This window comes from Nonomuraea sp. MTCD27, from assembly GCF_041950495.1.
Taxonomy (GTDB): Bacteria; Actinomycetota; Actinomycetes; order Streptosporangiales; family Streptosporangiaceae; genus Nonomuraea.
Window position 1 is genome coordinate 126,406 of record NZ_JBGNUW010000024.1, and the last position, 22,707, is coordinate 149,112.

25 protein-coding genes are annotated in these 22,707 nt (G+C 69.5%); 15 read left to right on the forward strand and 10 right to left on the reverse strand.

All coding sequences use genetic code 11. The features are described from left to right. Positions 1 to 620: 620 nt before the first annotated feature. Positions 621 to 1,229: a hypothetical protein gene (locus ACBJ59_RS49675; protein WP_375117003.1), complete on the reverse strand. Its 609-nt coding sequence runs from the start codon at positions 1,227 to 1,229 to the stop codon at positions 621 to 623. Positions 1,230 to 1,977: 748 nt separating this feature from the next. Between ACBJ59_RS49675 and ACBJ59_RS49680 the strand changes: the two genes are divergently transcribed. Next, positions 1,978 to 3,000 (forward strand): aldo/keto reductase, encoded by a 1,023-nt coding sequence (locus ACBJ59_RS49680; RefSeq protein WP_375117004.1) that lies wholly within the window; start codon positions 1,978 to 1,980, stop codon positions 2,998 to 3,000. A 503-nt stretch (positions 3,001 to 3,503) separates the two neighbouring features. On the opposite strand, the gene ACBJ59_RS49685 is transcribed toward ACBJ59_RS49680, so the two are convergent. Then, positions 3,504 to 3,890 (reverse strand): winged helix-turn-helix transcriptional regulator, encoded by a 387-nt coding sequence (locus tag ACBJ59_RS49685; protein WP_375117005.1) that lies wholly within the window; start codon positions 3,888 to 3,890, stop codon positions 3,504 to 3,506. A 144-nt stretch (positions 3,891 to 4,034) separates the two neighbouring features. On the opposite strand from ACBJ59_RS49685, the gene ACBJ59_RS49690 reads away from it, so the two are divergent. Further along, positions 4,035 to 4,997, forward strand: coding sequence for an NADP-dependent oxidoreductase (locus tag ACBJ59_RS49690; RefSeq protein WP_375117006.1), 963 nt, complete (start codon positions 4,035 to 4,037; stop codon positions 4,995 to 4,997). Positions 4,998 to 5,071: 74 nt separating this feature from the next. On the opposite strand, the gene ACBJ59_RS49695 is transcribed toward ACBJ59_RS49690, so the two are convergent. Next, positions 5,072 to 5,800, reverse strand: coding sequence for a hypothetical protein (locus tag ACBJ59_RS49695; protein WP_375117007.1), 729 nt, complete (start codon positions 5,798 to 5,800; stop codon positions 5,072 to 5,074). Between the two features lie 189 nt (positions 5,801 to 5,989). On the opposite strand from ACBJ59_RS49695, the gene ACBJ59_RS49700 reads away from it, so the two are divergent. Further along, the gene (locus tag ACBJ59_RS49700; protein ID WP_375117008.1) at positions 5,990 to 7,021 is read left to right on the forward strand and encodes a DUF418 domain-containing protein; all 1,032 of its coding nucleotides are present in this window, start codon (positions 5,990 to 5,992) and stop codon (positions 7,019 to 7,021) included. Here the strand turns inward: ACBJ59_RS49700 and ACBJ59_RS49705 are convergent. Then, on the reverse strand, positions 7,018 to 7,296 hold the full coding sequence (locus tag ACBJ59_RS49705; RefSeq protein WP_375117009.1) for a hypothetical protein: 279 nt from the start codon (positions 7,294 to 7,296) through the stop codon (positions 7,018 to 7,020). The two genes, ACBJ59_RS49700 and ACBJ59_RS49705, sit on opposite strands and share 4 nt — an antisense overlap. A gap of 55 nt (positions 7,297 to 7,351) precedes the next feature. After that, positions 7,352 to 8,107, reverse strand: a complete 756-nt coding sequence (locus tag ACBJ59_RS49710; protein WP_375117010.1) for a class I SAM-dependent methyltransferase — start codon at positions 8,105 to 8,107, stop codon at positions 7,352 to 7,354. Positions 8,108 to 8,179: 72 nt separating this feature from the next. Between ACBJ59_RS49710 and ACBJ59_RS49715 the strand changes: the two genes are divergently transcribed. Together ACBJ59_RS49715 and ACBJ59_RS49720 are read left to right on the forward strand one after the other, a co-directional pair. Then, positions 8,180 to 8,749 carry a CGNR zinc finger domain-containing protein gene (locus ACBJ59_RS49715; RefSeq protein ID WP_375117011.1) on the forward strand — a complete coding sequence of 190 codons (570 nt, stop codon included), beginning with the start codon at positions 8,180 to 8,182 and terminating at the stop codon, positions 8,747 to 8,749. Between the two features lie 123 nt (positions 8,750 to 8,872). Next, positions 8,873 to 9,370: a CHRD domain-containing protein gene (locus tag ACBJ59_RS49720; protein ID WP_375117012.1), complete on the forward strand. Its 498-nt coding sequence runs from the start codon at positions 8,873 to 8,875 to the stop codon at positions 9,368 to 9,370. A 220-nt stretch (positions 9,371 to 9,590) separates the two neighbouring features. Here the strand turns inward: ACBJ59_RS49720 and ACBJ59_RS49725 are convergent, their stop codons facing one another. Then, the gene (locus tag ACBJ59_RS49725) at positions 9,591 to 9,956 is read right to left on the reverse strand and encodes a ClpX C4-type zinc finger protein (RefSeq protein ID WP_375117013.1); all 366 of its coding nucleotides are present in this window, start codon (positions 9,954 to 9,956) and stop codon (positions 9,591 to 9,593) included. Between the two features lie 18 nt (positions 9,957 to 9,974). Continuing rightward, entirely contained in the window at positions 9,975 to 10,334 is a 360-nt protein-coding gene (locus ACBJ59_RS49730) for a hypothetical protein (RefSeq protein ID WP_364119650.1), read from the reverse strand. Positions 10,335 to 10,624: 290 nt separating this feature from the next. On the opposite strand from ACBJ59_RS49730, the gene ACBJ59_RS49735 reads away from it, so the two are divergent. From ACBJ59_RS49735 to ACBJ59_RS49770, 8 genes are all read left to right on the forward strand, one after another. Continuing rightward, a complete protein-coding gene (locus tag ACBJ59_RS49735; RefSeq protein ID WP_375117014.1) occupies positions 10,625 to 12,472 on the forward strand; it encodes a glycosyltransferase family 2 protein in 1,848 nt (615 codons plus the stop codon). A 74-nt stretch (positions 12,473 to 12,546) separates the two neighbouring features. Further along, positions 12,547 to 13,548, forward strand: a complete 1,002-nt coding sequence (locus ACBJ59_RS49740; RefSeq protein ID WP_375117015.1) for an energy-coupling factor ABC transporter permease — start codon at positions 12,547 to 12,549, stop codon at positions 13,546 to 13,548. A gap of 3 nt (positions 13,549 to 13,551) precedes the next feature. Beyond that, positions 13,552 to 14,307, forward strand: a complete 756-nt coding sequence (gene cbiQ / locus ACBJ59_RS49745) for a cobalt ECF transporter T component CbiQ (protein WP_375117016.1) — start codon at positions 13,552 to 13,554, stop codon at positions 14,305 to 14,307. Beyond that, positions 14,301 to 15,038 (forward strand): energy-coupling factor ABC transporter ATP-binding protein, encoded by a 738-nt coding sequence (locus ACBJ59_RS49750; RefSeq protein WP_375117017.1) that lies wholly within the window; start codon positions 14,301 to 14,303, stop codon positions 15,036 to 15,038. Before cbiQ ends, ACBJ59_RS49750 begins: the two co-directional genes overlap by 7 nt. Positions 15,039 to 15,218: 180 nt before the next feature. Then, complete coding sequence (locus ACBJ59_RS49755) at positions 15,219 to 15,557, forward strand: STAS domain-containing protein (protein WP_043624827.1); 339 nt, start codon at positions 15,219 to 15,221, stop codon at positions 15,555 to 15,557. 48 nt (positions 15,558 to 15,605) lie between these two features. Next, entirely contained in the window at positions 15,606 to 16,379 is a 774-nt protein-coding gene (locus ACBJ59_RS49760) for an SDR family NAD(P)-dependent oxidoreductase (RefSeq protein WP_364119636.1), read from the forward strand. Positions 16,380 to 16,385: 6 nt separating this feature from the next. Further along, on the forward strand, positions 16,386 to 17,162 hold the full coding sequence (locus ACBJ59_RS49765) for a crotonase/enoyl-CoA hydratase family protein (RefSeq protein ID WP_375117018.1): 777 nt from the start codon (positions 16,386 to 16,388) through the stop codon (positions 17,160 to 17,162). Between the two features lie 108 nt (positions 17,163 to 17,270). Next, positions 17,271 to 17,912: a rhomboid family intramembrane serine protease gene (locus ACBJ59_RS49770; RefSeq protein ID WP_375117019.1), complete on the forward strand. Its 642-nt coding sequence runs from the start codon at positions 17,271 to 17,273 to the stop codon at positions 17,910 to 17,912. A gap of 60 nt (positions 17,913 to 17,972) precedes the next feature. Here ACBJ59_RS49770 and ACBJ59_RS49775 read toward each other — a convergent pair whose 3' ends face one another. Then, on the reverse strand, positions 17,973 to 18,554 hold the full coding sequence (locus ACBJ59_RS49775) for a TIGR00645 family protein (RefSeq protein ID WP_375117020.1): 582 nt from the start codon (positions 18,552 to 18,554) through the stop codon (positions 17,973 to 17,975). A 36-nt stretch (positions 18,555 to 18,590) separates the two neighbouring features. Here ACBJ59_RS49775 and ACBJ59_RS49780 point away from each other — a divergent pair, with 36 nt between their 5' ends. Then, on the forward strand, positions 18,591 to 18,959 hold the full coding sequence (locus ACBJ59_RS49780) for a BlaI/MecI/CopY family transcriptional regulator (protein WP_375117021.1): 369 nt from the start codon (positions 18,591 to 18,593) through the stop codon (positions 18,957 to 18,959). Here the strand turns inward: ACBJ59_RS49780 and serC are convergent. Next, complete coding sequence (gene serC / locus ACBJ59_RS49785; protein ID WP_375117022.1) at positions 18,956 to 20,065, reverse strand: phosphoserine transaminase; 1,110 nt, start codon at positions 20,063 to 20,065, stop codon at positions 18,956 to 18,958. The two genes, ACBJ59_RS49780 and serC, sit on opposite strands and share 4 nt — an antisense overlap. A gap of 179 nt (positions 20,066 to 20,244) precedes the next feature. On the opposite strand from serC, the gene ACBJ59_RS49790 reads away from it, so the two are divergent. Further along, positions 20,245 to 21,117: a LuxR C-terminal-related transcriptional regulator gene (locus tag ACBJ59_RS49790; protein WP_375117023.1), complete on the forward strand. Its 873-nt coding sequence runs from the start codon at positions 20,245 to 20,247 to the stop codon at positions 21,115 to 21,117. On the opposite strand, the gene ACBJ59_RS49795 is transcribed toward ACBJ59_RS49790, so the two are convergent. Next, complete coding sequence (locus ACBJ59_RS49795; RefSeq protein WP_375117024.1) at positions 21,077 to 22,657, reverse strand: heme peroxidase family protein; 1,581 nt, start codon at positions 22,655 to 22,657, stop codon at positions 21,077 to 21,079. The two genes, ACBJ59_RS49790 and ACBJ59_RS49795, sit on opposite strands and share 41 nt — an antisense overlap. Positions 22,658 to 22,707: the final 50 nt, after the last annotated feature.

Sequence of the window (22,707 nt, forward strand, 5' to 3'; positions counted from 1 at the left end):
GCGCTGAGCCGTCGTACGGTCGCCGGACTCCGCTCTCACAACTCCTGCTGACAGCAGGCTTCCTCAGCTTGGTCGCTTCCGGTCGCTCCGAAGCGCGTCTCCGCTGGTCGCAGTCCGTACTTGATCTTGCTGGCGCGGATGCTCACAACGTCCATGTACGCGGGTGGACATCCTTGGAAGTCGATCAGGATAAAGGAGCCGGAGCGAACGATTATGAACCCGTACCGGACGGCCCGATAACAGCTTGGGCTGCGTGTTCTTGATCTAGTGCGAATTGTGGATTTCAGGCTACTTGAGCGCCTTCCCGTCGGTGGAGAACGGCCGATCGGGCTTCCGGAACGCCGACGGCCCAGCCGCACAGCGCGGCCGAGCGCCTGAGTGCGCTCGGCCGGGCCCTGGCAAGCGGATAGTGACGCGGTCGCCCGGCGGCGCCAGCGCCACGCCGGCGAGTGAGCGACGGTGGGGCTCCAGGCGCCGGCGACCCTGAATTCTTGCGTGTGCGGCGGGGATCAGCCGTGGCGACAATCCTGCGGGTAAATGCATCTAGTCTTTCGGATCGCCGCTGCGTGGGTTGGGACCAGGCGTAGCGCACCCAGGCTGGACGGGCGTACGGGCTGGCCTCATTCCAGGTTGGAGCCGAGGAGGAGGCCGTGGAGATCCCAGCCCGTCGGAATGGGCTTGTCGCTCGAATGGTCGATCACTTGGAGCGAAGCCTCGTCGTAGAGGCTGTACGTCGTGATGTCGTCGCCTTGGGCCACGATGAGGAGGCGTGCGTCCAGTCGCCAGACCGCATGTTGCCATCCCGACTCGTCGTCCCAGCCATTATCGATCAAATCCGGTGGGCCCAATCGTTCCGTGACAGTCCTGTGTCCGTCTTCCCAGACGCCCTTGAACCGGGTGCGGTCGGCTGTGCGATCGATTCGCCAGATGTCCGAGGGGGTGTGCTGGGGGAACTCCATCAGGTCGGGGTCTGGGTCGGGGTCCCAGATGTCGTCAGGCTCGTAGAAGAGGGCGAAGCCCACGGAGAATCCTCTGACGCTGGTGTTCTGGCTGTTCACGATGACTCCGACGTTCCACTCTCCCGCGGGCACTACGGGCCACTCGTCGTCGATGAGGATGTGCTTGGCGAGAGAGCCGCCTTTCGGAGGTGCCCATCCGGTCTGGTGCCAAGTTTGATCGAGTGCTTCGCGATTCCATGGGCTTCTCGCGAGGCTGATCACAGTGTCCACGAGAGCGAGATCCATGGGATGCCATGCCAATGCCATGGTGGGTGCCCCTCTGACGGATCATTCGACGGCTCGGGGCAAGCTACGGGCCATATCCCCGAGAGTTCAAGACCCGTGGCTGAGCGCGGTGGAATCGGCGAGCTACGGGGGAGGCACGCATTTCTTTGACGGTGGCCGGCGACTTAGGCACCAAGTTGTGAGTCGGTCAGGTAGAGGTGCATCCTGACGCGCCTCCGACTAGACCTCGTGCGAATTGCGTCGGCGGCTCATCGCCTGGCCCTGCCTCTCGGCCTCTGTCGGTCTCGCGGCTCCGTCTGCCTGGCAGCGGAGGCCGTTCAGCAGTTTGGTCGGGAGGGGGAAGCGCTGCTGGGAGTACGTGGGCAGGTTGTGTAGGCGGGGTCGCCGGAGTGCAGGGGCCGCGTTTGGTCATGACGGACTGGTGCGAAGCGTTGCAGTCACCGGGTGAGGGGCTCGACCGGCTCGTGCTGCTCCGAGAACGGCCTCGGCACGGGTGTCGACGTCGCCGCGGAAGACGGTGGTGATGGTGGGGTCCGAGCGTTGCGGGACGTGGCTGTAGAGGGTGTCTGCTCCCACTCCGGCTTTGGCGGTGATCCGTCGTACGGGGCGTCTACACCGTCTGACTCGAAGACCTTTGCGCTTCGGAACAGTGTTCCGTATTGTTCTAGCTGAACGATGTTCCGTTTTGAGTCCGGCGGGATCCGCCATCAGCATCCCCACACGAGGAGAACCCGTGCAGTACCGCACCCTCGGCAGGACCGGCATCAAGGTCAGCCCCTACGCGCTCGGCGCGCTGATGTTCGCCACGGCCATCGGCAACCCCGAGCACGACGACTCGATCCGCATCATCCACAAGGCGCTCGACGCAGGGATCAACGTCATCGACACCGCCGACGCGTACGGCGATTCGGAAGAGATCGTGGGCAAAGCGCTCAAGGGACGCCGTGACAACGTCGTACTCGCGACCAAGGTCAGCCGCCCGATGGGTGCCGACCCCAATCAGCAGGGCGCATCACGACGCTGGATCATGACCGCGGTCGAGAACTCGCTGCGCCGCCTGCAGACCGACCACATCGACCTCTACCAGATCCAGCGACCTGACCCCGAGACCGACATCGAGGAGACACTGTCCGCACTCTCGGACCTGATCCACAGCGGTAAGGTCCGCGCGATCGGATCGTCCACGACGCCCGCATCCGACATCATCGAGGCCCAGTGGGTCGCCGAACGGCGCGGCCTGGAGCGGTTCCATACCGAGCAGCCCCCCTACTCACTCCTCAACCGCGGCATCGAGCGCGAAGTGCTCCCGATCGCGCAACGGTACGGGATGGGCACCCTGGTGTGGGGCCCGCTCGCGCAGGGGCTGCTCACCGGCCGCGTTCGCAAGGGCGGGCAGAACGAGTTGCGCCGCGCGGGCCTGTTCCGGCACCTCAACGACGAGCGCCGGCTCGACGTCGTCGAACAGCTCATTCCGCTCGCCGCCGAGGCGGGCCTGCCGATGACGCACCTCGCGATGGCCTTCACCATCTCCCACCCCGGCGTGACCAGCGCGATCGTCGGACCCCGTACGATGAGCCACCTCGACGACCTCCTCACCGGCCTCGACGTCACACTCACCGACGACATCCTCGACCGGATCGACGAGATCGTCCCGCCCGGCACCGACGTCGGCACACTTGACCAGGCATACCTGCCCCCCGCTCTCCAGCGCGCGAACCTCCGCCGCCGACCCGCGGGCGAACGCACCGCCGCCTGACCGCGTCGCATTCCTCGCCGGTGATGGCCGCCGACGACGACTCGACGATCCGCTATTTCGACGTGCCGTTCAGCGGCTCGGACCCGCCGGCGGTCGTAGGTTCGAGCGGGTGTGCGTTTCTGGGTCGTCCCGCCCCTGGTCGTGGGGGGTTGGTGTTGGGGCGCTGGTCTACGTTGGGGTGCCGGTCAGGATGCGGTTCGAGTTGTCACGCGGCGGCCTCGACCACGTCGCGAAGACGAGGTCGAAGGGTACGCCGCAGGGGAAGCGGGATTGGATCGGTCTGTATCCCGTCGAGTACGTCGAAGGATCCCCCAGGGCCTTCGGCTTCACGAGCTACGGCCTCGTCTGGAGTGCCAATGGTCATTGGTAGGCGATTGCCCGGGGGATTCCAACCGGAGGCGTCTCGTCCGTCGCGGAGGATCGCGCGTCGCGGATCGCGTTCGGGTGCTTGAGGGATTCTGTGTCCTGACCCCTGAGGCGGCTGGAAGCCGGTATGCGTCGTACTATCTGGGCGGCTGACCGGTCGGGCGGGCGGCGTGGATCTCGTCGAGGTGGTTCTCCACCCAGGAGCGGAGCTGGCTGAGGGGGCCGGCCACACCGTGGCCCAGCTCGGTGAGCGAGTATTCGACGTGCAGCGGGACCGCTGGGTAGATCGTGCGGTCGACGAAGCCGTTCTCCTCCAGGCGGCGCAGCGTCTGGGTGAGGACCTTGGGACTCACGCCCTCCAGCCGGCGCTGCAGCGCGCCGAAGCGCTGCGGCCCTTCCTCAAGTGCGCCCACGGCCAGGGCCGACCACTTGTTGGCCAGCAGGTCCAGGACGTCTCTGCAGGGGCACTGCGCGGCGTAGACGTCGTGGCGGTCGTGCAGGCCGGATCGGCAGGTCATCGCCATGGCCTGGGCCTTTCCTTCAAGGGCTATTACTTTCCGAAAGATAGCAGTCTCCCTTGATGGTTACTACCGACCATTGGGTAGCTTCGGCTGCGCGACCGGGCCGGACGGTGCCCGGCGTACGAGTCGGAGTGAGGAGATAGGCCCATGTCATCCACCATGCGGGCGATCGTGCAGGACGCCTTCGGCGGGCCGGAGGTGTTGCGGCTCGCCGAGGTGCCGCGGCCGGTTCCGTTGCCCACCGAGGTGCTGGTCCGGGTGCACGCCGCCGGGGTGAACCCGGTGGACTGGAAGACTCGCGGCGGGTCGGGCATGGCGGGGGTGCTGGGTGAGCCGCCGTTCATCCTCGGCTGGGACGTCTCCGGTGTGGTGGAGGAGGCCGGGTTCGGGGTGACGATCTTCGAGCCGGGTGACGAGGTGTTCGGCATGCCGTGGTTCCCGCGCCAGGCTGGGGCGTACGCGGAGTACGTCACCGCGCCCGCCCGGCAGTTCGCCCGCAAGCCGCGCACCGTCGGGCACGAGGCCGCGGCCGGGACGCCGCTGGCCGCGCTCACCGCCTGGCAGTCGCTGATCGACACCGCGCGCGTCGGGAGCGGGCAGCGGGTGCTGATCCACGCGGCGGCGGGCGGCGTCGGCCATCTGGCGGTGCAGATCGCCCGGCACGCGGGCGCGTACGTGATCGGCACCGCGACGGCGGCCAAGCACGACTGGCTGCGTTCGCTCGGCGCGGACGAGGTGATCGACTACACCACCACGCGCTTCGAGGACGCGGTGGGGGACGTGGATGTGGTGCTCGACCTGGTCGGCGACGAGCGCGACCACACGAGCACCCGGTCGTTGCGGGTGCTGCGGCCCGGCGGGCTGCTGGTGGCGGTGCCGTCCGGGGTGGCGCCCGAGCTGATCGACCGGGCCCGCGAGCAGGGCGTCCGGGCCACCGGCATCCTGGTCGAGCCCGACGGGGCGGCGCTGGCCAGGATCGCTGAGCTGATCGACAAGGGTGAGCTGTGGGTCGAGGTGGAGGAGCTCTTTCCGCTCGCGGAGGCCGCCGAGGCGCACCGTCGCGGGGAGCAGGGGCGCAATCGGGGCAAGATCGTGCTGAGTGTCGCCTGAGCGTCGCCTGAGCGATCGGCTGAGCGTTCGACCGCGGGATATCGCGTTCTTCGAGCTCAAGGGGTTGACGACCGCTACGGTTTCACGATCTCGCGCATCGGGTGGAGGCCGGTGTCGTACGGGACGCGGTCGCCGAGCGGCCGGCTCAGCTCGACGGTGTACGGCGTGGCCGGGTTGCCCATGCAGTTATGGAGGTCGCCCGGCGCACGTGAGACCCCGATGACCAGGCGTACGTCCCGGTCCGACTCCTCCTGGAGGATCACCCGGATGCGCCCGTTCGCCGACTGGCCGCTGGCGCACGCCCGCTCGGTCACCAGCAGGTGCAGGGCGGTGCCCGTGGGCGGCTTCGCCGGGTCGAGGGTGAGCTCGGCGACGCCCAGGTCGCCCAGGTTCCGACGCAGGTTGCAGCCGCCCGAGCTGCGCAGGTGCCAGCTCGGCCGCCCGTCGGCGTCCGGTGGGCCGAAGCGTTCGACCATCAGGAAGTCGTGGGTGACCGGAGTGGTCCACCGCTGCTGAGGGCCGTCGAACTCCTTGATGATGGCCAGGCGCTCGCCGGTCTCCTCGACGATGCGCCACTTGGCCAGGTCGCCGACCTCGCGCACCTCCTGCCCCTTGAGCGCGGCCCGGCCGTCGGGGCCGAGCTGGGTCGCCGGGCGGCCGGTGCTCATGATGTCCAGCGGGATCGGCTGCTCGTGGCAGGTGTAGGTGGGCTCGGCCGGGTCCGCCGGAGGGGGTTTCCCGGCCTCCGCCCCCGGGGATCCGCAGCCGGCGACGAGGAGCAGGAGCGCGACGATTCGCTTCACGTACTGGACGACGTGGTCATGGGGCCTCCGGTTCACGGGGCGGTCGCAATGCCCGCGCCGCCTCGCCGTGAGGCTGATCCGGCCTGAAGGCCCCCGCGATCCCGGTCCGGCCGAAAGTACTGCTCGAACCGGGATCAACCCTGCTTTCGACTCATGCCAGGCCAAGGGCCGCGTCCCCAGGATGGGCCCATGTCACATGTACAAGGCCCGGACTCCGGTGGCCGGCCCCGCATCGACGCCCTCGACGTGCTGCGCGGATTCGCGCTGTGCGGGATCCTGCTGGTCAACGTCAAGCCGATCGCCAACGTGGACGCCGGCGTGGTCAGGACGACCGACGCGGCCGGGGCCGACGGGCTCGCCTGGCTGGGGTACCTCGCCGACCAGCGGTTCTTCCCGATCTTCTCGCTGCTGTTCGGGATCGGGTTCTCGTTGTTGCTGGAGTCCGCGTCGGCGCGTACCGACCGGCCGCGGGTCGTGCTGGCCCGCCGGCTGCTGGTGCTGCTGGCCATGGGGCTGGCGCACATGTTCCTGCTGTGGCGGGGCGACATCCTGACGATCTACGCGGTGGTGGGCCTGGTGGTGCTGCTGCCGTCCACCTGGTTGCCCCGGTGGGCGGTGGCGGTGCTCGCGGGGGTGCTGCTGGTCCTGCCGCCGTTCGTGGGGAGCAACGGCGTCGTGCTGGTGCCGGGGCTGTTCCTGCTGGGGTCGGCGCTGACCCGGTACGGGGTGACCGCGCGGATGGAGCGGGCCACCTGGGGGCCGGTGGTGCTGGGGGCGGTGTTCGCGGTGCTGGCCGTGCCCGCTTTGTGGGTGCAGGTCCGGCTGAGCGCGGAATCGGACGGGGCGGCGTTCAGCACCGCGCTCGCCGTGGCGGGGTTGCTCGTCGCCGGTGCGTACGTGTGCGGGATGCTGGCCCTGCTCAGGACGCCGCTCCGCCCCGCGCTCCAGGCGGTGTTCGCCCCGCTGGGACGGATGGCGCTGACCAACTACCTGACCGCCACCGTGCTGGTGCTGCTGGTCAGCCGGCTGCTCGGCACGCCGCCCGAGACGTGGTCGACGGTGACCGTGCTGCTGATCGCCGGCGGCATCCTCGCCGCGCAGCGGGTGCTCTCGGGCCTGTGGTTGCGCCGGTACCGGTACGGGCCGCTCGAATGGCTCTGGCGCTGGGCCACCTGGCTGCGCCGCCCGGCCCTGAGCCGCCAGGGCGAGAGCGAGGGCTAGAGCTCGCCCAGCTCGCCGAGCGGCTTCGTCCAGTAGTCCTGGTCGAGGGGCCTGCCGTCGACGAGGGCGTCGGCGTCGGCGTCGGAACCGTGTGGGTTGGCCGCGATGTGCATGATGTCGTTGAAGGTCTTGAACGCCGCCTCGTCCCCGGGCTGCATCTCGCAGCGGTGGATGCGGTGATACCAGTATTTCTGCTCCTCCTCGATCCGGGGGAGGAGCTCGGTGCGGGTGAGGGTTCGGGCTTCCTCTATCGTGAGCCGCTCGAAGCTCGGCATGGGTTCATTGTGGCGTGCGCCGCCGGTGGTGGGAAGGGCGTCCCGGCCGGGCCGCTCATCCCCGTACGGCGCACAGCAGCCGGTTGTTCCCCCGCTGCCACAGCGTGCCGATCTCCGTGAACCCGGCCTCCCCCAGGGCCTCGACGTGGTGGGACAGGAGGCGGGACTCCGAGCCGTGGTGGGAGGCCCCGGCCGTGGTGCGCTCCTGGTTGAGCTCGGCGAGGTCGGGGTCGGCCGCGATCGCCTCCCACCAGGTGCGCCAGTCCTCCGGCCGGTGCTCGCCGAACACCCGCGCGGCCTGGCGCTCGTGCACCGCGTGCTCCAGTCTCGACAGGGCCGGAGTGGCGTCCTCGGTGTCCATGTGGTCGCCGTTGAGCAGCAGCCCGCCGGGCCGCAGCACGGTCGCCAGTTCCGCGAAGACGCCCTTCAGGTCGGGCCCGGAGATCCAGTGCAGCGCCGTCGTACTGACCGCAGCGTCCGCCGGCCGCTCCAGCCCGAGCAGCTTCGTCCACCCGCCGGTACGCAGGTCCGCCGAGACGAACGTGAGCCCCGGGTACGCGGCCCGCCCGAGCCCGAGCAGCAGCGGATCGGCGTCCACGGAGATCACGGTGGCCCCGGGCAGCCGCTCCAGCAGCCGCGCCGACAACGACCCCGGACCGCATCCCAGGTCGATGACCACGGGATCGGGCCGCCCCAGCGCCTCCACGGCGTCGATCAGCGCGGTGAACCGCTCCTCGCGGTCGGGCAGGTAACCCTCCTGCTGGCGGTCCCAGCGCGCGATCCACTCCAGTGCGGCATCGTGAGTGAGCATGGACTTCTCCCTGTAACTGTCATCTAAGCTTTGGACAGTCACAACCTAAAGCACGAAGGTGTAACCGGTCAATTGGATTACAACAGTCACACAGACACCGTGGTCAGGGTGGCGGTGGTGCTCGTCAACGAGCTGACGCCGGGCGAGCGGCACGGACGCCCCTTCCCCGCGCCGGTCGACGACGCCGCGGCGGCCACCGCGGGCCTGCGTACCGTCTACCCGGCCTACCGTGAGCTCACCGAGGTGGAGGGGCGCGAGTTCGCCGAGGTCGCCGCCCGGCTGCGGGCGGTCTTCGCCGCGGTCGCCGATGGCGACGTCGACAGCGCGGCGACGCGGGTGAACGCGCTGCTGGAGGAGACCCACGCCAGGCCGCGGCTCGAACGGCACGACGGCGAGCCGTGGCACCTGCACTTCCACGGCAGCGGCGGCACGACGGCCGGCGACTGGGCGGCCAGCTGCGCCACCGGCCTGGCGATCGTGCTGGGCAGCGAGTTCAGCGATCGCCTGGGAGTCTGTACGGCGCCGCACTGCGACCGCGTCTACGTGGACGTCTCGCGCAACGGCACCCGCCGGTTCTGCTCCACGGCCTGCCAGAACCGCGTCAAGACCGCCGCCTTCAGGGCCAGGACCAAGGCGGGGTGACCGCTCGGGGCAACCAGTAAGGCGGCTTACCGAAGGGCGGCTTTCCCCTTACCCGCCGAACCGGCCCCGCCCCGCAACCGTGCCGAGGGGTGTCCTGAAGTCCGATGGGAGAGGAATCATCCCATGCGAAGACAGCTGGCAGCAGGCACCCTCGCCACCGCTGCCACCCTCACCGCCATCGTCGCGCTGCCCACCCAGGCCGGCGCGACCACCGCCATGACCGAGGTCGCCTCCTCCGACACGAACCGCGTCAGGATGACCGGCAGGCAGGAGGTCCCCGGCCCCGGCGACCGCAACGGCTTCGGCTCGTTCGTCTACCAGGTGCGGCACGGGCAGCTGTGCTACTTCATCAGCGCGAAGAAGATCAGGCCCGCCGCCGCGGCCCACGTCCACAAGGGCAGGAAGGGTGTGGCCGGCCCGGTCGTGGTCACGCTGAAGGCTCCCGCGAAGGGCTTCGCGCGCGGCTGTGTCAAGGCCGTCAGGCACCAGAACGCCAGGAACGCCGCCACCACGCTCACCAGGAGTGAGCTGCGCGGCATCGTGAAGTGGCCGCATCTCTACTACGTGAACGTCCACAACAAGCCGTTCCCCGACGGGGCCATCAGGGGCCAGCTCGGTTAGGCGGTCCCCCTGCTCCAGCTCCCCGGAGGCCCGGGGAGCTGGAGCCCGTTCACTCGGCGGCCAGCCGTTCTGCCTCTTCGTGCAGCGCGAGGACCAGGATCAGCTCCAGCTGGAGCTGGTCGAGATCGGACGCCGCGAGGCTCTCCAGGACGCGCATTTCGGGCCTCCCTCACCATAGGACGCCCCACGCGTCACAGAGGTTCACGCGTCCCGGAAGCGATCAGGTCTCGCTCCTGAAGCGCTCCCACGCGGATTGCCGGGTCATGCCGAGCGAGGCGCCGATGCGTTCCCAGCTGACGTCGCGGGTGCGCAGATGCCCCACCCAGTCGCGCAGGTTGTCGTCCACTTGTACTTGTACGGCGGCGATTTTCGGGAGATGGTCGAGAATTTGTTCGTCGGACATCGACTCCCATGTCGGGAGCCGGGGCTCGGTCGAGGTGGCGAGGCGTTCCTGCTCGAGGATCTCGTTGCACAGGCCGATGCATTCATCACAAATGTGCACACCGGGCCCGGCAATCACCTTGCTCACTTCCGAGCTTCTCTTGTGGCAGAAAGAGCAGCGGATCTTGTCTTTCCAGTCAGGCATGGCCTGACGCTACTCCCGTCAGGCGGCACCTGACAACCCTGGAAGCCGATCCCGATCCATCTGCGCCCGAAGGATCTCCTGTCGCTCCTGGTTGATCCTGCGGCAGATCGTCAGGTACGCGTTCAGCACCTCGCAGTACAGCGTGCGCGCCGTTTCCAGCTGCTCGCGCAGGATGAGAGCACGTTCGGCGTCGCCGCGCTCCTCGGCCTCGGCCAGCAGCGCGCGAGCCTCGTCCACGATCTCTTCGGCTCGCAACCTCGTACGGCGCAGCAGCGAAGAGCATTCGTAGAGCTCTCCGAGTCGCGCCGACGAGACGATGAACTCGGCAGCATGGACGGCCGATCCGTCGGCCGTCTCTCCGCGGAGATCCGATCCCATTTCCCGCCACCTCCCGGTCAAGGTTGCCTAACTGTAGACGCGCAACCCTTGCGAGCGGATCACCTGCGACGGGCGGTGGTGTCGAACTGCTCCCAGCGGATTTGTTTTTTCTCCCGGGTAGGAAAACCTCCTCCCTGAAACCCGTTCGGTGCCGGCTGAATGAGGTATTTGACGGCTGTGTACTGCGCTATCGGAGGAATGCCGTGATTCTCCGGTGTTAGCAAAAGCCGGGGATGAAGACCTCCGATCGCCCCGCATGGGTACGTCCGCTCGTCACATACTGAAACCGAATGACAGCGCGACGTGACTCTGGAGTGGTGGCGATGCCGGGGACCGGGAGCGATGACGACGCGGTGGACGTCAGCGTCGTCATCCCCGTACACAACTGCCGGGCCTACCTCGATCGATGCCTCACCTCCGCGCTCGTCCAGCGGGTGAAGAAGCAGATCGTCGTCGTCGACGACGGCTCCACCGACGGCAGCGGAGAGCTCCTCGACCTCTACGCCGCCTACCACCCCGGCATCGTCAAGGTCGTCCACATCGACGGCAGCGGCAGCGCGGGACGGCCGCGCAACGTCGGCATCGAGCACGCCACCGGCCGGTACGTCTTCTTCTGCGACGCCGACGACTACCTCGGTGCCGAGGCGCTGGAGCGCATGGTCGCGGTGGCCGACGCCAACGGCTCCGACATCGTCCTCGGCAAGATCGTGGGGCACGGCCGGCGGGCGCCGGTGTCGATGTTCCAGCAGAGCGCCGACCGGCTGGAGCTCGGCGACAGCACCGTCTACAACAGCCTGAGCTGCTTCAAGCTGTTCAGGAGGGAGCTGCTCGAACGCCACCGCATCAGGTTCGGCGAGGGCATGCTGGTCGGGGAGGACATCCTCTTCACCGTGCACGCCTACTGCCACGCGGGGCCGATCTCGGTGGTGGCCGACTACGACTGCTACCACCTCGTGTCCAGGCCCGACGGCAGCAGCATCATGCAGCAGGCGGGCAGCAGGGACCCCCTCGCCTGGCTGGCCATGATCAAGGGCCCGATCGAGCTCATGGCCCGGCACGTCGAGCCCGGCCCGCTCCGCGACCACCTGCTGCGCAGGCACTTCCGGCTTGACGTGTTCACCCAGCTCGGGACCGTGTTCCTGGAGAGCGACGACGTGCGGCGCAAGGACATCGCGCGGGAGGTCGCGGCGCTGTGCGACGAGTGGTACACCCCCGGCGTGCACGAGCGGCTCAACACCATCGACCGGCAGCGGGCGGGCGCGCTCGACGACATCGACCGCCTGGTGCGCCTGGCCCGCATCGAGAGCGCCACCGTCCGGCGCCGGCTGACCGGGCTGCGCTGGGAGGGCGACCGGCTCGTCGTGACGGGCGCCGCCCGGCTCGACGGCATCACCAGGGACGACAACCTGGCCGTGGTGCTGCGCGCGCGGCACGACGCGGCCGCGGAGCTGGTGCTGCCGGCCGAGCGGAAGGGCGGGGAGTTCACCGTGCGGGTGAACGTGGGGGCGCTCGGCTCCGGGATCTGGGACCTGCGGGTGGCGGTGGAGATCGAGGGCGTGATCCGGCTCGGCCGCCTCGGGGCCGACCGCGACAGCGGCATCGCCCGCCCGCAGCCCAGGATGATCGGCGGGATCGTGGCCCTGCCGTACTTCACCAGGGACAACGGCAACCTGAGCATCGACATGGGCGGGCACGTGGTCGCGGTGCCCGGCACCGCGCGGCTCATCAGGACGCGGTGGGCGCTCGGGCATCGGCTGCTCGTCGACGGGGAGATCAGCGTCGTCGGGACGACCCCTTCGGCCGCGGCGATCAGGAGGATCGTCTGGCGGGAGCGGCGCACCGGCTGCGAAAGCAGCGACCGGGTGACGGCGCTGCCCGGAGGCGGTTTCGCGGCCAGGCCCGCCGTGGGGCGGCTCGCGCCCGGCACCTGGGACGCCTATCTGGAGCTGGACCTGGGCGGGCCGCCGGCGCGGTTCAGGATCGAGACCGACGCGCAGACGGTGGCGCCGCCGCGCCGGTGGTGGGGGCCTGCCCTGCTCAGGTCCGTGCGGCCGTACGCGACGTCGGGCAAGGGGCGGCTGAGCGCGGTGGTGCGGCGGCTGACGGCGGAGACCTTGATCCGGAGGATCATCCGGTAATTGCCATCCATATGCAGGTGCAAGACGATGTCCTAAAGTAGGACCGTTTGTTCTACCTCTTCTGGAGGCACGCCGTGCACGTACCCGATGGTTTCTTCAATGCGGCGACATCCATATCGGCCGGAGCCGTGGCGGCCGCGGGCGTCGCGGTCTGCCTGCGCGGCGCGCGGCGCGAGCTGGACGACCGCACCGCTCCCATGGCCGGGCTGGTCGCGGCCTTCATCTTCGCCGTGCAGATGCTCAACTTCCCCGTCGCCGCCGGCACCAGCGGTCACCTGCTGGGCGGCGCGCTGGCGGCGATACTCGTCGGGCCGTACACAGGGGTGCTGTGCATGGCCGTGGTCCTGCTGGTGCAGGGCGTGTTCTTCGCCGACGGCGGGCTGACCGCGCTCGGCGTCAACATCACGATCATGGGCATCGTCACCGTGCTCGTCGGCTGGGGCGTCTTCCGGCTGGTCACGGCGCTGGCCCGGGGGAAGGTCGTGGTGGCGGCGTTCCTGGCGGCGCTGATCTCGGTGCCGGCCTCCGCGCTGGTCTTCACGCTGCTGTTCTGGATCGGCGGGACCGCGCCGATCGAGGTCGGCGCGGTGGCGGCCGCGATGGGCGGCGTGCACCTGCTGATCGGCATCGGCGAGGCCCTCATCACCGCGATGACCGTCGGCGCGGTGCTGGTCGTGCGGCCCGACCTCGTGTACGGCGCCCGCGGTCTGACCAGGCCGCTGGTCCTGCGCGGGGCCGAGGGCGAGACCACGACCGCTCCCGCCCCCGAGCCGGTCGCGGCCCGGGGCGCGCTCAAGCCGTTCCTGCTCGGCGGCGTCGGCGTGACGCTGGTGCTGGCCGGGCTCGTGTCCTTCTTCGCCTCCTCCTCTCCCGACGGGCTGGAGGCGGTCGCCGAGAACAAGGGCTTCATCGACCAGGCGGGGGACCACCTGTTCGGGGGATGGGCGCTGGCCGACTACGGTGAGGTGGGCGGGATCCCCGTCGGCGTGGCCGGCATCATCGGCGTCGGCCTCGTGCTGCTCATCGCCGGTGCCGTGGCCTATGCCGCGCGAAACCGTAACAAGATCAAGGTGTGATACGTGGGCGCTGGGCACCGTCACCAGCTCTACCTGCCGGGCGACTCGGTCGTGCACCGGTTGCCGCCGCAGTGCAAGCTGCTGGCGATCTTCGCTTTCGCCCTCGTGGTGGTGGCCACGCCGCGCGAGCGCTTCTGGGCCTTCGCCGCGTACGCCGTCCTGCTCGCCGGTGTCGCGGTGGCGGCCCGGGTGCCGGTGACGTACGTGCTGCGGCGGATGGTGATCGAGGTGCCCTTCGTGCTGTTCGCCTTCCTCATCCCGGTCATCGGGCTGGGGGAGCGGACCACGGTGCTGGGGCTCTCGCTGAGCGTGCCCGGCCTCTGGGCGGCGTGGAACATCCTGGCCAAGGCCACGCTCGGGGTGATCGCCTCCATCCTCCTGGCGGCCACCACGGAGCCGCGCACGATCCTCATCGGGGCCCAGCGGCTGCGGCTGCCGAGCCTGCTGGTGCAGATCGCCATGTTCATGCTCAGGTACATGGACGTGATCATGGATGAGATGCGGCGGATGCGGGTGGCCCGGGAGTCTCGCGGGTTCGAAGCACGAAATTTCCGGCACATTCCGGTGATCGCCCGGTCGGCCGGGGCGCTGTTCATCCGGTCGTACGAGCGGGGCGAGCGGGTGCACCTCGCGATGCTCAGCCGGGGATACTCGGGCCAAATGCCGATAATTCAAGATTTTTCGGCGTCTGTACGCCAATGGGGCATCGCTCTCGCCCTGCCCGCCATCGCCCTCGCAGTATTGGGACTGACGTGGTGAACTCTCTCGAAGTCCGGCAGCTCGCGTACGCCTACCCCGACGGCACGCAGGCGCTGTTCGGCGTGGACCTGTCGATAGCCCGCGGCGAGCGCGTGGCCCTGCTCGGCCCCAACGGCGCCGGCAAGACCACGCTCGTCATGCATCTCAACGGCATACTCACCGCCGGGCACGGGAGTGTCACCGTGGCAGGCACGCCGGTGCGCAAGGACACGCTCAAGGAGATCAGGCAGCGCGTCGGCCTGGTCTTCCAGGACCCCGACGACCAGCTCTTCATGCCCACGGTGCGCGACGACGTCGCCTTCGGCCCGGCCAACGCCGGCCTGCGGGGCGAGGACCTGGACCGGGTGGTCAAGGACGCGCTGGAGCGGGTGGGCATGCTGGAGGCCGCCGACCGGCCGCCGCACCACCTGTCGTTCGGGCAGCGCCGCAGGGTGGCGGTGGCGACGGTGCTGGCGATGGCCCCCGAGATCCTGGTGCTCGACGAGCCCTCGTCCAACCTCGACCCGGCCGCGCGTAGGGAGCTGGCGGAGATCCTGCGCTCCCTGGACGTGACGGTGCTCATGGTCACGCACGACCTCCCGTACGCGCTGGAGCTGTGCGAACGCGCGCTCATCCTCTCCGACGGCGTGATCGCCGCGGACGGGCCCACGCGCGACCTGCTGGCCGACGCGGAGCTGCTGGGCCGGCATCGCCTGGAGCTCCCGTACGGCTTCGCGATCCCGGCTGGGTGAGGTGGCCCCGGTGCGGAGGCATCGGGTGCTGAGATGGGTAGAAACCCGGAGCATGGTTCTTGACGGGGCGTTTGGTACGCGTTTACGCCCGCCTTGTCCTCCTGCATCCGACTTTTCGTAGTTTGTGCATGCCCGCTATCCGGGGATGTCGAAGTACAGTGGCTCATCGAGGAGGGGCCAATGAAGCTGCGGCTTGCGCGACACGCCCTGGGCGATGCCGTGGTGGTGGCCGTCGAGGGTGAGCTTGACCTGTTCACCGCACCGTTCCTGCGCGACGAGGTGCGTGACGCCATCAAGCAGGACGGCGCCAGGCTCGTGCTCGATCTGCAGCAGCTGTCGTTCATGGACTCCAGCGGCCTGTCGGTGCTGATCGAGGCCTGGCGGCTGGCGACGGGAGAGGGCGGAGGCGTGTCGCTGGCGGCGCCCCAGGCGCCCGTGGCCCGCATCCTCCGCACGACGGGGCTGGACCGGCGCATCAAGGTGTACTCCGACGTGGACACCGCCGTGGGTGAGATTTAACCGCCCCCGAGTAGAACTTCATTCGGTCTGCGGGTTAGGGTCCGGTCTATGGACGTGAACGGATCTGCAGCAATCATCTCCGGCGGCGCCAGCGGCCTCGGCGAGGCCACGGCCCGCGAGCTGGCCCGCGCCGGCGCCACCGTGGTCGTGGCGGACCTCAACGAGGAGCGCGGCAAGGCCGTGGCCGACGAGCTCGGCGGGGTCTTCGCCAGGACCGACGTGTCGGACGACGAGCAGGTGCAGGCGGCCGTGGACGCCGCCGTCGCCACCGGCAAGCCGCTGAGGGTGGTCGTGAACAGCGCCGGCATCGGCTGGGCCGAGCGCACGGTCAACCGCGACGGCAACCCGCACAACCCGGCCTCCTACCGCAAGGTCATCGAGGTCAACCTGATCGGCACGTTCAACCTCATGCGCATCGCCGCGGCGGCCATCGCCAAGACCGAGCCGGCCGACGCCGACGGGCAGCGCGGCGTGGTGATCAACACGGCCTCCGTGGCGGCGCTGGAAGGGCAGACGGGGCAGCTCGCGTACTCGGCCTCCAAGGGCGGCATCGTGGGCATGACGGTGCCCGCGGCGCGCGACCTGGCGGCGATCGGCGTACGCGTGAACACGATCTGCCCCGGCATCATCGACACCCCGATCTACGGCTTCTCGGCCAACGCCGACGAGTTCAAGGCCAAGCTGATCGCGCCGGTGGTCTTCCCCAAGCGCATGGGACGGGCCGACGAGTTCGCGCACCTGGTCAGGTCGCTGGTCGAGAACGACTACATGAACGCCGAGGTCATCCGCTTCGACGGCGGCATCCGTTTCCAGCCCAAGTGAGGTCCAGTGTCTGACGAAGTGCTCGTCGAAGAGTCCGGCGAAGGATCGGGCAGGGTCGCGATCCTCACCATCAACCGCCCCAAGGCGCGCAACGCCGTCAACGGGGCGGTGGCGAGGGGGATCGTCGAGGCGCTGGACACGCTGGACGCCCGCCCCGACATTTCCGCTTACGTCCTGACCGGCGCGGGCGGCACGTTCAGCGCGGGGATGGACCTCAAGGGGTTCCTGACAGGCGACTTCCCGGTGGTGGAGGGCCGCGGCTTCGGCGGGCTGACCGAGGCGCCGCCGAAGAAGCCGCTGGTGGCCGCCGTGGAGGGATACGCGCTGGCGGGCGGGTTCGAGCTGGCTCTGGCCTGCGACGTGATCGTGGCGTCGGCGGAGTCCACGTTCGGGCTGCCGGAGCCCAAGCGCGGGCTGGTGGCGGGGGCGGGCGGCATCATGCGGCTGCCGCGGCGGATCCCGTACCACGTGGCCATGGAGATGGCCCTGACCGGTGACCACTACCCGGCCTCCCGCCTGTACGAGCTCGGCCTGGTCAACCGGATCACCGAGCCCGGCGCCGCGCTCGAAGGCGCGCTGGAGCTGGCCCGCAAGATCGCCGCCAACGCCCCGCTGGCGCTCGTCGCGACCAAGAGAGTGGTCGTCGAGTCGCAGGACTGGTCGCTGGAGGAGATGTTCAAGAAGCAGGCCGCGATCATCAACCCGGTCTTCGGCTCGAAGGACGCCATGGAGGGCGCAGCGGCTTTCGCCGAGAAGCGCGCGCCCCAGTGGAAGGGCGAATGACCGGCCCCCTCCCGTCTTCCCCCAGGAAACGGGAGGGGACTCTTTAACGCGCGCATAGCTCTTCCTGGTTACGGTAAAGAAAGAGGAGACGAACTACCGGGAGAGCGCATGAGCGACTATTCGGGTTCCAGGTTCGAGTCTGCCAAGCGCGGCGCCGGAGCCCTGCTTTCCGGTGCGCTCAGCGCGCTCATCATCGTGGTCGGCATGCTCGCCGTGATGTGGGTCGTCGAGGGTGTCGACTTCTTCCTCAACGGCGCGCTGGACTACCAGTTCGGCATCGTGGGCTGGGATCCCGACGGGCTGATCGGCATCGTCTTCGCGCCGTTCCTGCACGGCGGCTTCGGGCACCTCATGGCCAACTCGGTGCCGCTGCTGATCCTGGGCTTCCTGGCCGGGCTGCGCGACCTGCGTAAGTTCCTGTGGGCCAGCGTGCTGATCATCCTCATCGGCGGCCTGGGCACCTGGGCGACCAGCCCGGGCGTCTACACGGTCGGGGCGAGCGGCCTGGTGTTCGGCTACTTCGGCTACATCCTGGCCCGCGGCCTGTTCGACCGCAGCCTGCTCGACATCGCGATCGGCATCGGCGTGGGCGTGGCCTACTGGGGGATCCTGGCGGGCCTGCTGCCGAACCAGCAGGGCATCTCCTGGCAGGGACACCTGTTCGGCCTCATCGGCGGCGTGGTGTCCGCCTGGCTGCTGCGCCGCAAGAAGCGCGAGCTGCCCCCGTCGAGGACCGCCTACCCCTACTGACCGGGGGCGCGTTCCCCTTCCACGAAAAGTCCCCGCCGGAGTGCGGCGGGGAGCGGGGGCCTACAGGTGTGGCCGGGTGTGCTCGGCCGGTGAGGTGGACAGCAGGCGGTCGATGTAGGCCAGGCCCACGGCCGAGGCCACGAACGCCAGGTGGATGAGCGTCTGCCACATGATCTTGTCGTTGGGCGTCGTCTGCGCGCGGATGAACGTCTGCAGCAGATGCACCGACGAGATCCCGATGATCGCCGTGGCCAGCTTGACCTTCAGGACGTTCGCGTTGACGTGGGAGAGCCACTCCGGCTCGTCCGGGTGGTCGTTGAGGTCGATACGCGAGACGAACGTCTCGTAACCCCCGATGATCACCATGATCAGCAGGTTGGAGATCATCACCACGTCGATGAGCGCCAGGACCGTGAGCATGACCACGACCTCGGGGGAGGGCACGGCCTGCGCGCTCGGCTGGTGCAGGAAGACCGTCTCGATCAGGTGCCAGAGCTCTAACGCGAACTGCCAGACGTAGACGGCCTGGGCCACGATGAGGCCCAGATAGAGCGGGACCTGGAGCCAGCGGCTGGCGAACATCAGATAGCCGAGGCTCTTCGGCCGTCCGGTCCCCTGGCCGAATCGCAACTTGTCGGGCAAGAATGTTTCCTACTCGTCGAGCCGGAGGGATGTGAGTTGGCGAACCTGGGATCCCTGGAACACGCCGTCATGAACGCGTTGTGGGATGCCGGGAAGCCGATGCGCGTCAGGGAGCTCCTGGCGAAGCTCAACGAGGAGCGCGAGCTCGCCTACACCACGGTCCAGACCGTGGCCGAGCGGCTGGTGAAGAAGGGCCTGCTCGTACGCACGCCGTACCGCAACGCCTTCCGCTACGCGGCGGTGCGGTCGAGGGACGAGCACGTCACCGCGCTCATGCTGGAAGCACTCGAGGCCAGCACCGACAGGTTGCCGGTGCTGGCCAGGTTCGCGCGGAGCGTCGAGGAGGCGGACGCGCTCGCGCTCCTCGACGAGCTGGCCCGCAGGACGGGCCGGAAGGCGGACTAGAGGCGCTCGACCACGTAGTCGACGCAGACCGTCAGCGCCTCGATGTCGGCCGGGTCGATGGCCGGGAACATCGCGATGCGCAACTGGTTGCGGCCCAGCTTGCGGTAGGGCTCGGTGTCGACGATGCCGTTGGCGCGCAGCGCCTTGGCCACGGCCGCGGCGTCGACCTCGTCGGAGAAGTCGATCGTGCCGACCACCTGCGAGCGGAACTCGGGCGCGGCGAACGGCGTGGTGTAGGAGGTCTTCTCCGCCCACGTGTAGAGGCGCGAGCTGGAGTCGGCCGTGCGGGCGGTGGTCCAGGCCAGGCCGCCGTTGCCGTTCATCCAGTCGAGCTGGTCGGCCAGCAGGAACAGCGTGGCCACGGCCGGGGTGTTGTAGGTCTGGTCCTTGCCGGAGTTGTCGATCGCGACCGGCAGGCTGAAGAACTCCGGCACGTAGCGGCCGCTCGCGGCGATCTCCTCGACCCTGGCCAGGGCGCGCGGCGACATGATCGCGATCCACAGGCCGCCGTCGGAGGCGAAGCTCTTCTGCGGCGCGAAGTAGTAGACGTCGGTCTCGGCGAGGTCGACGGGCAGGCCGCCGGCGCCGGAGGTGGCGTCGACCAGCACCAGCGCGTCGTCGCCGCCCACGCGGGTGATCGGCATGGCCACGCCGGTCGAGGTCTCGTTGTGGGTCAGCGCGTAGGCGTCCACGCCGTCCTCGGCGACCGCGACCGGGTGGGTGCCGACCTCGGCCTTGATCACGCTCGGCTCGGCCAGCCAGGGAGCCTTCTTGGTGACCGCGGCGAACTTCGAGGAGAACTCGCCGAACGACAGGTGCTGGGACTTCTCGCGGATCAGCCCGAACGCGGCGATGTCCCAGAACGCGGTGGTGCCGCCGTTGCCCAGCACGACCTGGTAGCCCTCAGGCAGCGAGAACAGGTCGGCCAGGCCGGATCGCACGCGGCCGACCAGGTTCTTGACCGGCTTCTGGCGATGGGAGGTGCCCATCAGGCTCGCGCCGGAGGCGGCGAGAGCGGCCAGCTGCTCGGTGCGAACCTTCGAGGGCCCGCAGCCGAATCGGCCGTCGGCGGGCTTGATGTCAGCGGGAATAACGATGTCAGCCACGTAACGGAGCCTACCGACCTGCGTGGAATGGCTTGAACCCGGTCCGGATGATGAGACCCGTGAAAGTTTCGCAAACGATGCCAGGTCAGCGGGCCGGGCATGGGCGAGGACTTGACTAACCGCTCAGGGAGTCTCACTTTCCTGACAAGTCGCCCGAGGCGTGATGGGCCGTGATGGACATGGATGACACTGACGTCCTCACCGCCAGAGAGCTGGAGATCCTCTCCCTGACCGGTTCAGGCCACAGCGCTCAGGAGATCGCGGACCTCCTGAGCGTCTCCCGCTGCGCGGTGGAGAACCACCGGCGGCGCATCTACCGCAAGCTCGGCGTCGTCGGGCAGGGGCAGGCGGTGCTCCGGGGGCTCGGGCTGATCGGGCCGCCCGGCCAGGCGTCGCGCGCGGAGCTCGTCCGCGGGCGGGAGCTGGTGGTCGTGCACGCCAGGTGCCTGCTGGCCGTCGAGATGGTGACGCGGGCGCTGCTCGGGGCCGGGCAGGCGCTGGCGGCCGTGCGGGACGCGCTGCCGTACGACGAGGAGGAGCAGGGCTGGCTCGGGGCCCGGTTCACCGCGGTGCTCGTGGACCCCGTGCCGGCGGACTGGGCGCTGCCCGCCGGCCTCGGCGCCCGTGCGGTCGCCGTGCCCACCATGCCGCCCGAGCCGGCCATGGTGACGGACGCCGTCGCGCGCGGCGCGTACGCCGTGCTGTGGCTGCGCGACGTGCCCGAGCTCCTGTGCGCGGTGCTGGAGCTGGTGGCCAGGGAGTACGTGGTGGTGGGGGCGGGCATGTGGCGGTGGCTGAGCCCCGTACCGAGGCTGACCGGCCGCGAGCGCGAGGTCCTAGCCTCGATCGCCCGCGGCCACACCATCAGGCAGACCGCCCGCCTGCTCGGCATCGCGAGCAAGACCGTGGAGAGCACCCGGGCGCGCCTGTTCAGGAAGCTCGGCGCGCGCAACCGGTCGGAGGCGCTGACCAACGCCTACCGCGCCGGCCTGGTGGCGGCGGTCCCGGAGGTCACTGGCCCCGGCTCGCCGGATCCACCCGGGCGAACGTGAGCAGGTCCACCATCCGGAAGTCACCGGTCCCGCCCGAGCGGCGCGGCAGCGTGGGCCGCCAGGACGGGTTGGTGGCGAGGAAGGAGCTCGGGTCGAGCTGCAGCAGCCCGATGAAGACCTCGCCCACGATCCGCGCGCCCACCCCGGCCATCCGGGCGCCGCCGGCCAGGACCTCGGCCTCCTTGAGCACGTAGTACCAGAGCGGGGTGCTGGAGGGCAGGCCGTGCCCGATCGCCTGCAGCTCGGGGAAGTGCTGGGCCTCCAGGGCCGGTACGCCGATGGCGCGGGCGAGGTTCTGCCCGGACGGCATCGACCAGGTGATGTGCCGCAGGAGGTTGCGCTGCGCGAGCGACGTCGGCGGGTCGGCGGACGGGATCGCGCTCAGCGGCAGGTTGAACAGCGGCGTGGACAGCTTGGTGTCGATGCGCTTGTTCGGCCGCACCTCGCCGTCGCCGAAGTCGAAGAACGTCTGCCAGCCGATGAAGCGCCTGGGCGCCCTGGCCCCGCCGCGCAGGTCCACGGGGTCGCTCTGGCCCTGTCCGGCGGGGTCGAAGATGAAGCCGAAGAACGGCGTGCCGTCGGGGTTGCCCGCGAGGTTGGCGCGGTAGGACGGCCTGACCATGCTGTGCCCGAACCGGTAGGCCGCGCCCTGGAACTCGACGGGCATGAACTGCTGGCCGGCGGCCGGCCGGTAGAAGCGCCGGCCGTTGGTGAGGATGTCGTTGACCGCGCTCTGGCCGATGATCAGCGGGAGGAACTCCCTGAGCACCAGCCACTGGTAGTGCCACCTGACCTGCTGCCTGGCGGCCTCGAACACGTTGCCCTGCTGCCCCGAGGCGCGCAGGTGGTCGACCACCCGGTTGTGGAAGCGCAGGAAGGCGGCGTGCATGCCGCTGATGATGAGGTTCTCGTCGTTGCGCGGGTCGGCGATGATCGCCGTACGGTTCGACCTGCGCGGCACGTCCTCGAACCGGCCGCCGCTCTCCAGGCGGAACTTGGCGGTGTCGGCGGGGTCGTAGAACTGCGGGTCCGCGGCCGGGCCGCGGCCGTAGACGCTGTCGAGGTCGAAGGCCGGCGTCCTGGTGTTGGCCGACTGCTCCGGCGCGGTGGGGACGCCCAGGGGCGAGGCCTCGTCGAAGGTCATGTCGTGGTCGACGAACTGGCCGAAGAACGTCACGCCCGCGGTGTGCGCGGCGTTGTCGAGGTTGTTCGGGCTGAGCTCGGGGTTGGTGATCAGCCGGATCGGCCCCTCCTGCAGCGGGTCCCTGGCGTCGACCAGGCCGCCGGGGCGGCCCATCTCCATCAGCGCCGGCCTCAGGCTGGGCGCGTTGAAGTCGGCGAACGGGGCCAGGTTGAAGACCCGTCCGAACCTGTCGGGGGAGGTGGCCAGGCCACCCGCGCGTACCGTGACGACCTTGGCGAGGGCTTCGGCGGGGGTGAGCGTCAGGGCGGCGGCCCCGGCTCCCACACCCGTGAGGAAGCCGCGCCTGGTCATGCCGGAGGGGGGTCCGGAGGAGGGCCCGGATAAGGGCTTCGTCATGACGTGCCTCCTTACTGACCTCCCACCGGAGGAAGGCAGGCGAACGCCGA

Excerpts from the sequence above, each read along its gene's own strand:
- ACBJ59_RS49760 (WP_364119636.1), top strand. The coding sequence starts at position 15,606 with ATGGACGTGAACGGATCTGCAGCAATCATCTCCGGCGGCGCCAGCGGC.
- ACBJ59_RS49725 (WP_375117013.1), bottom strand. The coding sequence starts at position 9,956 with ATGCCTGACTGGAAAGACAAGATCCGCTGCTCTTTCTGCCACAAGAGA.
- ACBJ59_RS49720 (WP_375117012.1), top strand. The coding sequence starts at position 8,873 with ATGCGAAGACAGCTGGCAGCAGGCACCCTCGCCACCGCTGCCACCCTC.
- ACBJ59_RS49755 (WP_043624827.1), top strand. The coding sequence starts at position 15,219 with ATGAAGCTGCGGCTTGCGCGACACGCCCTGGGCGATGCCGTGGTGGTG.
- ACBJ59_RS49700 (WP_375117008.1), top strand. The coding sequence starts at position 5,990 with ATGTCACATGTACAAGGCCCGGACTCCGGTGGCCGGCCCCGCATCGAC.
- ACBJ59_RS49770 (WP_375117019.1), top strand. The coding sequence starts at position 17,271 with ATGAGCGACTATTCGGGTTCCAGGTTCGAGTCTGCCAAGCGCGGCGCC.
- ACBJ59_RS49730 (WP_364119650.1), bottom strand. The coding sequence starts at position 10,334 with ATGGGATCGGATCTCCGCGGAGAGACGGCCGACGGATCGGCCGTCCAT.
- ACBJ59_RS49685 (WP_375117005.1), bottom strand. The coding sequence starts at position 3,890 with ATGGCGATGACCTGCCGATCCGGCCTGCACGACCGCCACGACGTCTAC.
- ACBJ59_RS49795 (WP_375117024.1), bottom strand. The coding sequence starts at position 22,657 with ATGACGAAGCCCTTATCCGGGCCCTCCTCCGGACCCCCCTCCGGCATG.
- ACBJ59_RS49690 (WP_375117006.1), top strand. The coding sequence starts at position 4,035 with ATGTCATCCACCATGCGGGCGATCGTGCAGGACGCCTTCGGCGGGCCG.
- ACBJ59_RS49705 (WP_375117009.1), bottom strand. The coding sequence starts at position 7,296 with ATGCCGAGCTTCGAGCGGCTCACGATAGAGGAAGCCCGAACCCTCACC.
- ACBJ59_RS49790 (WP_375117023.1), top strand. The coding sequence starts at position 20,245 with ATGGATGACACTGACGTCCTCACCGCCAGAGAGCTGGAGATCCTCTCC.
- ACBJ59_RS49710 (WP_375117010.1), bottom strand. The coding sequence starts at position 8,107 with ATGCTCACTCACGATGCCGCACTGGAGTGGATCGCGCGCTGGGACCGC.
- ACBJ59_RS49735 (WP_375117014.1), top strand. The coding sequence starts at position 10,625 with ATGACAGCGCGACGTGACTCTGGAGTGGTGGCGATGCCGGGGACCGGG.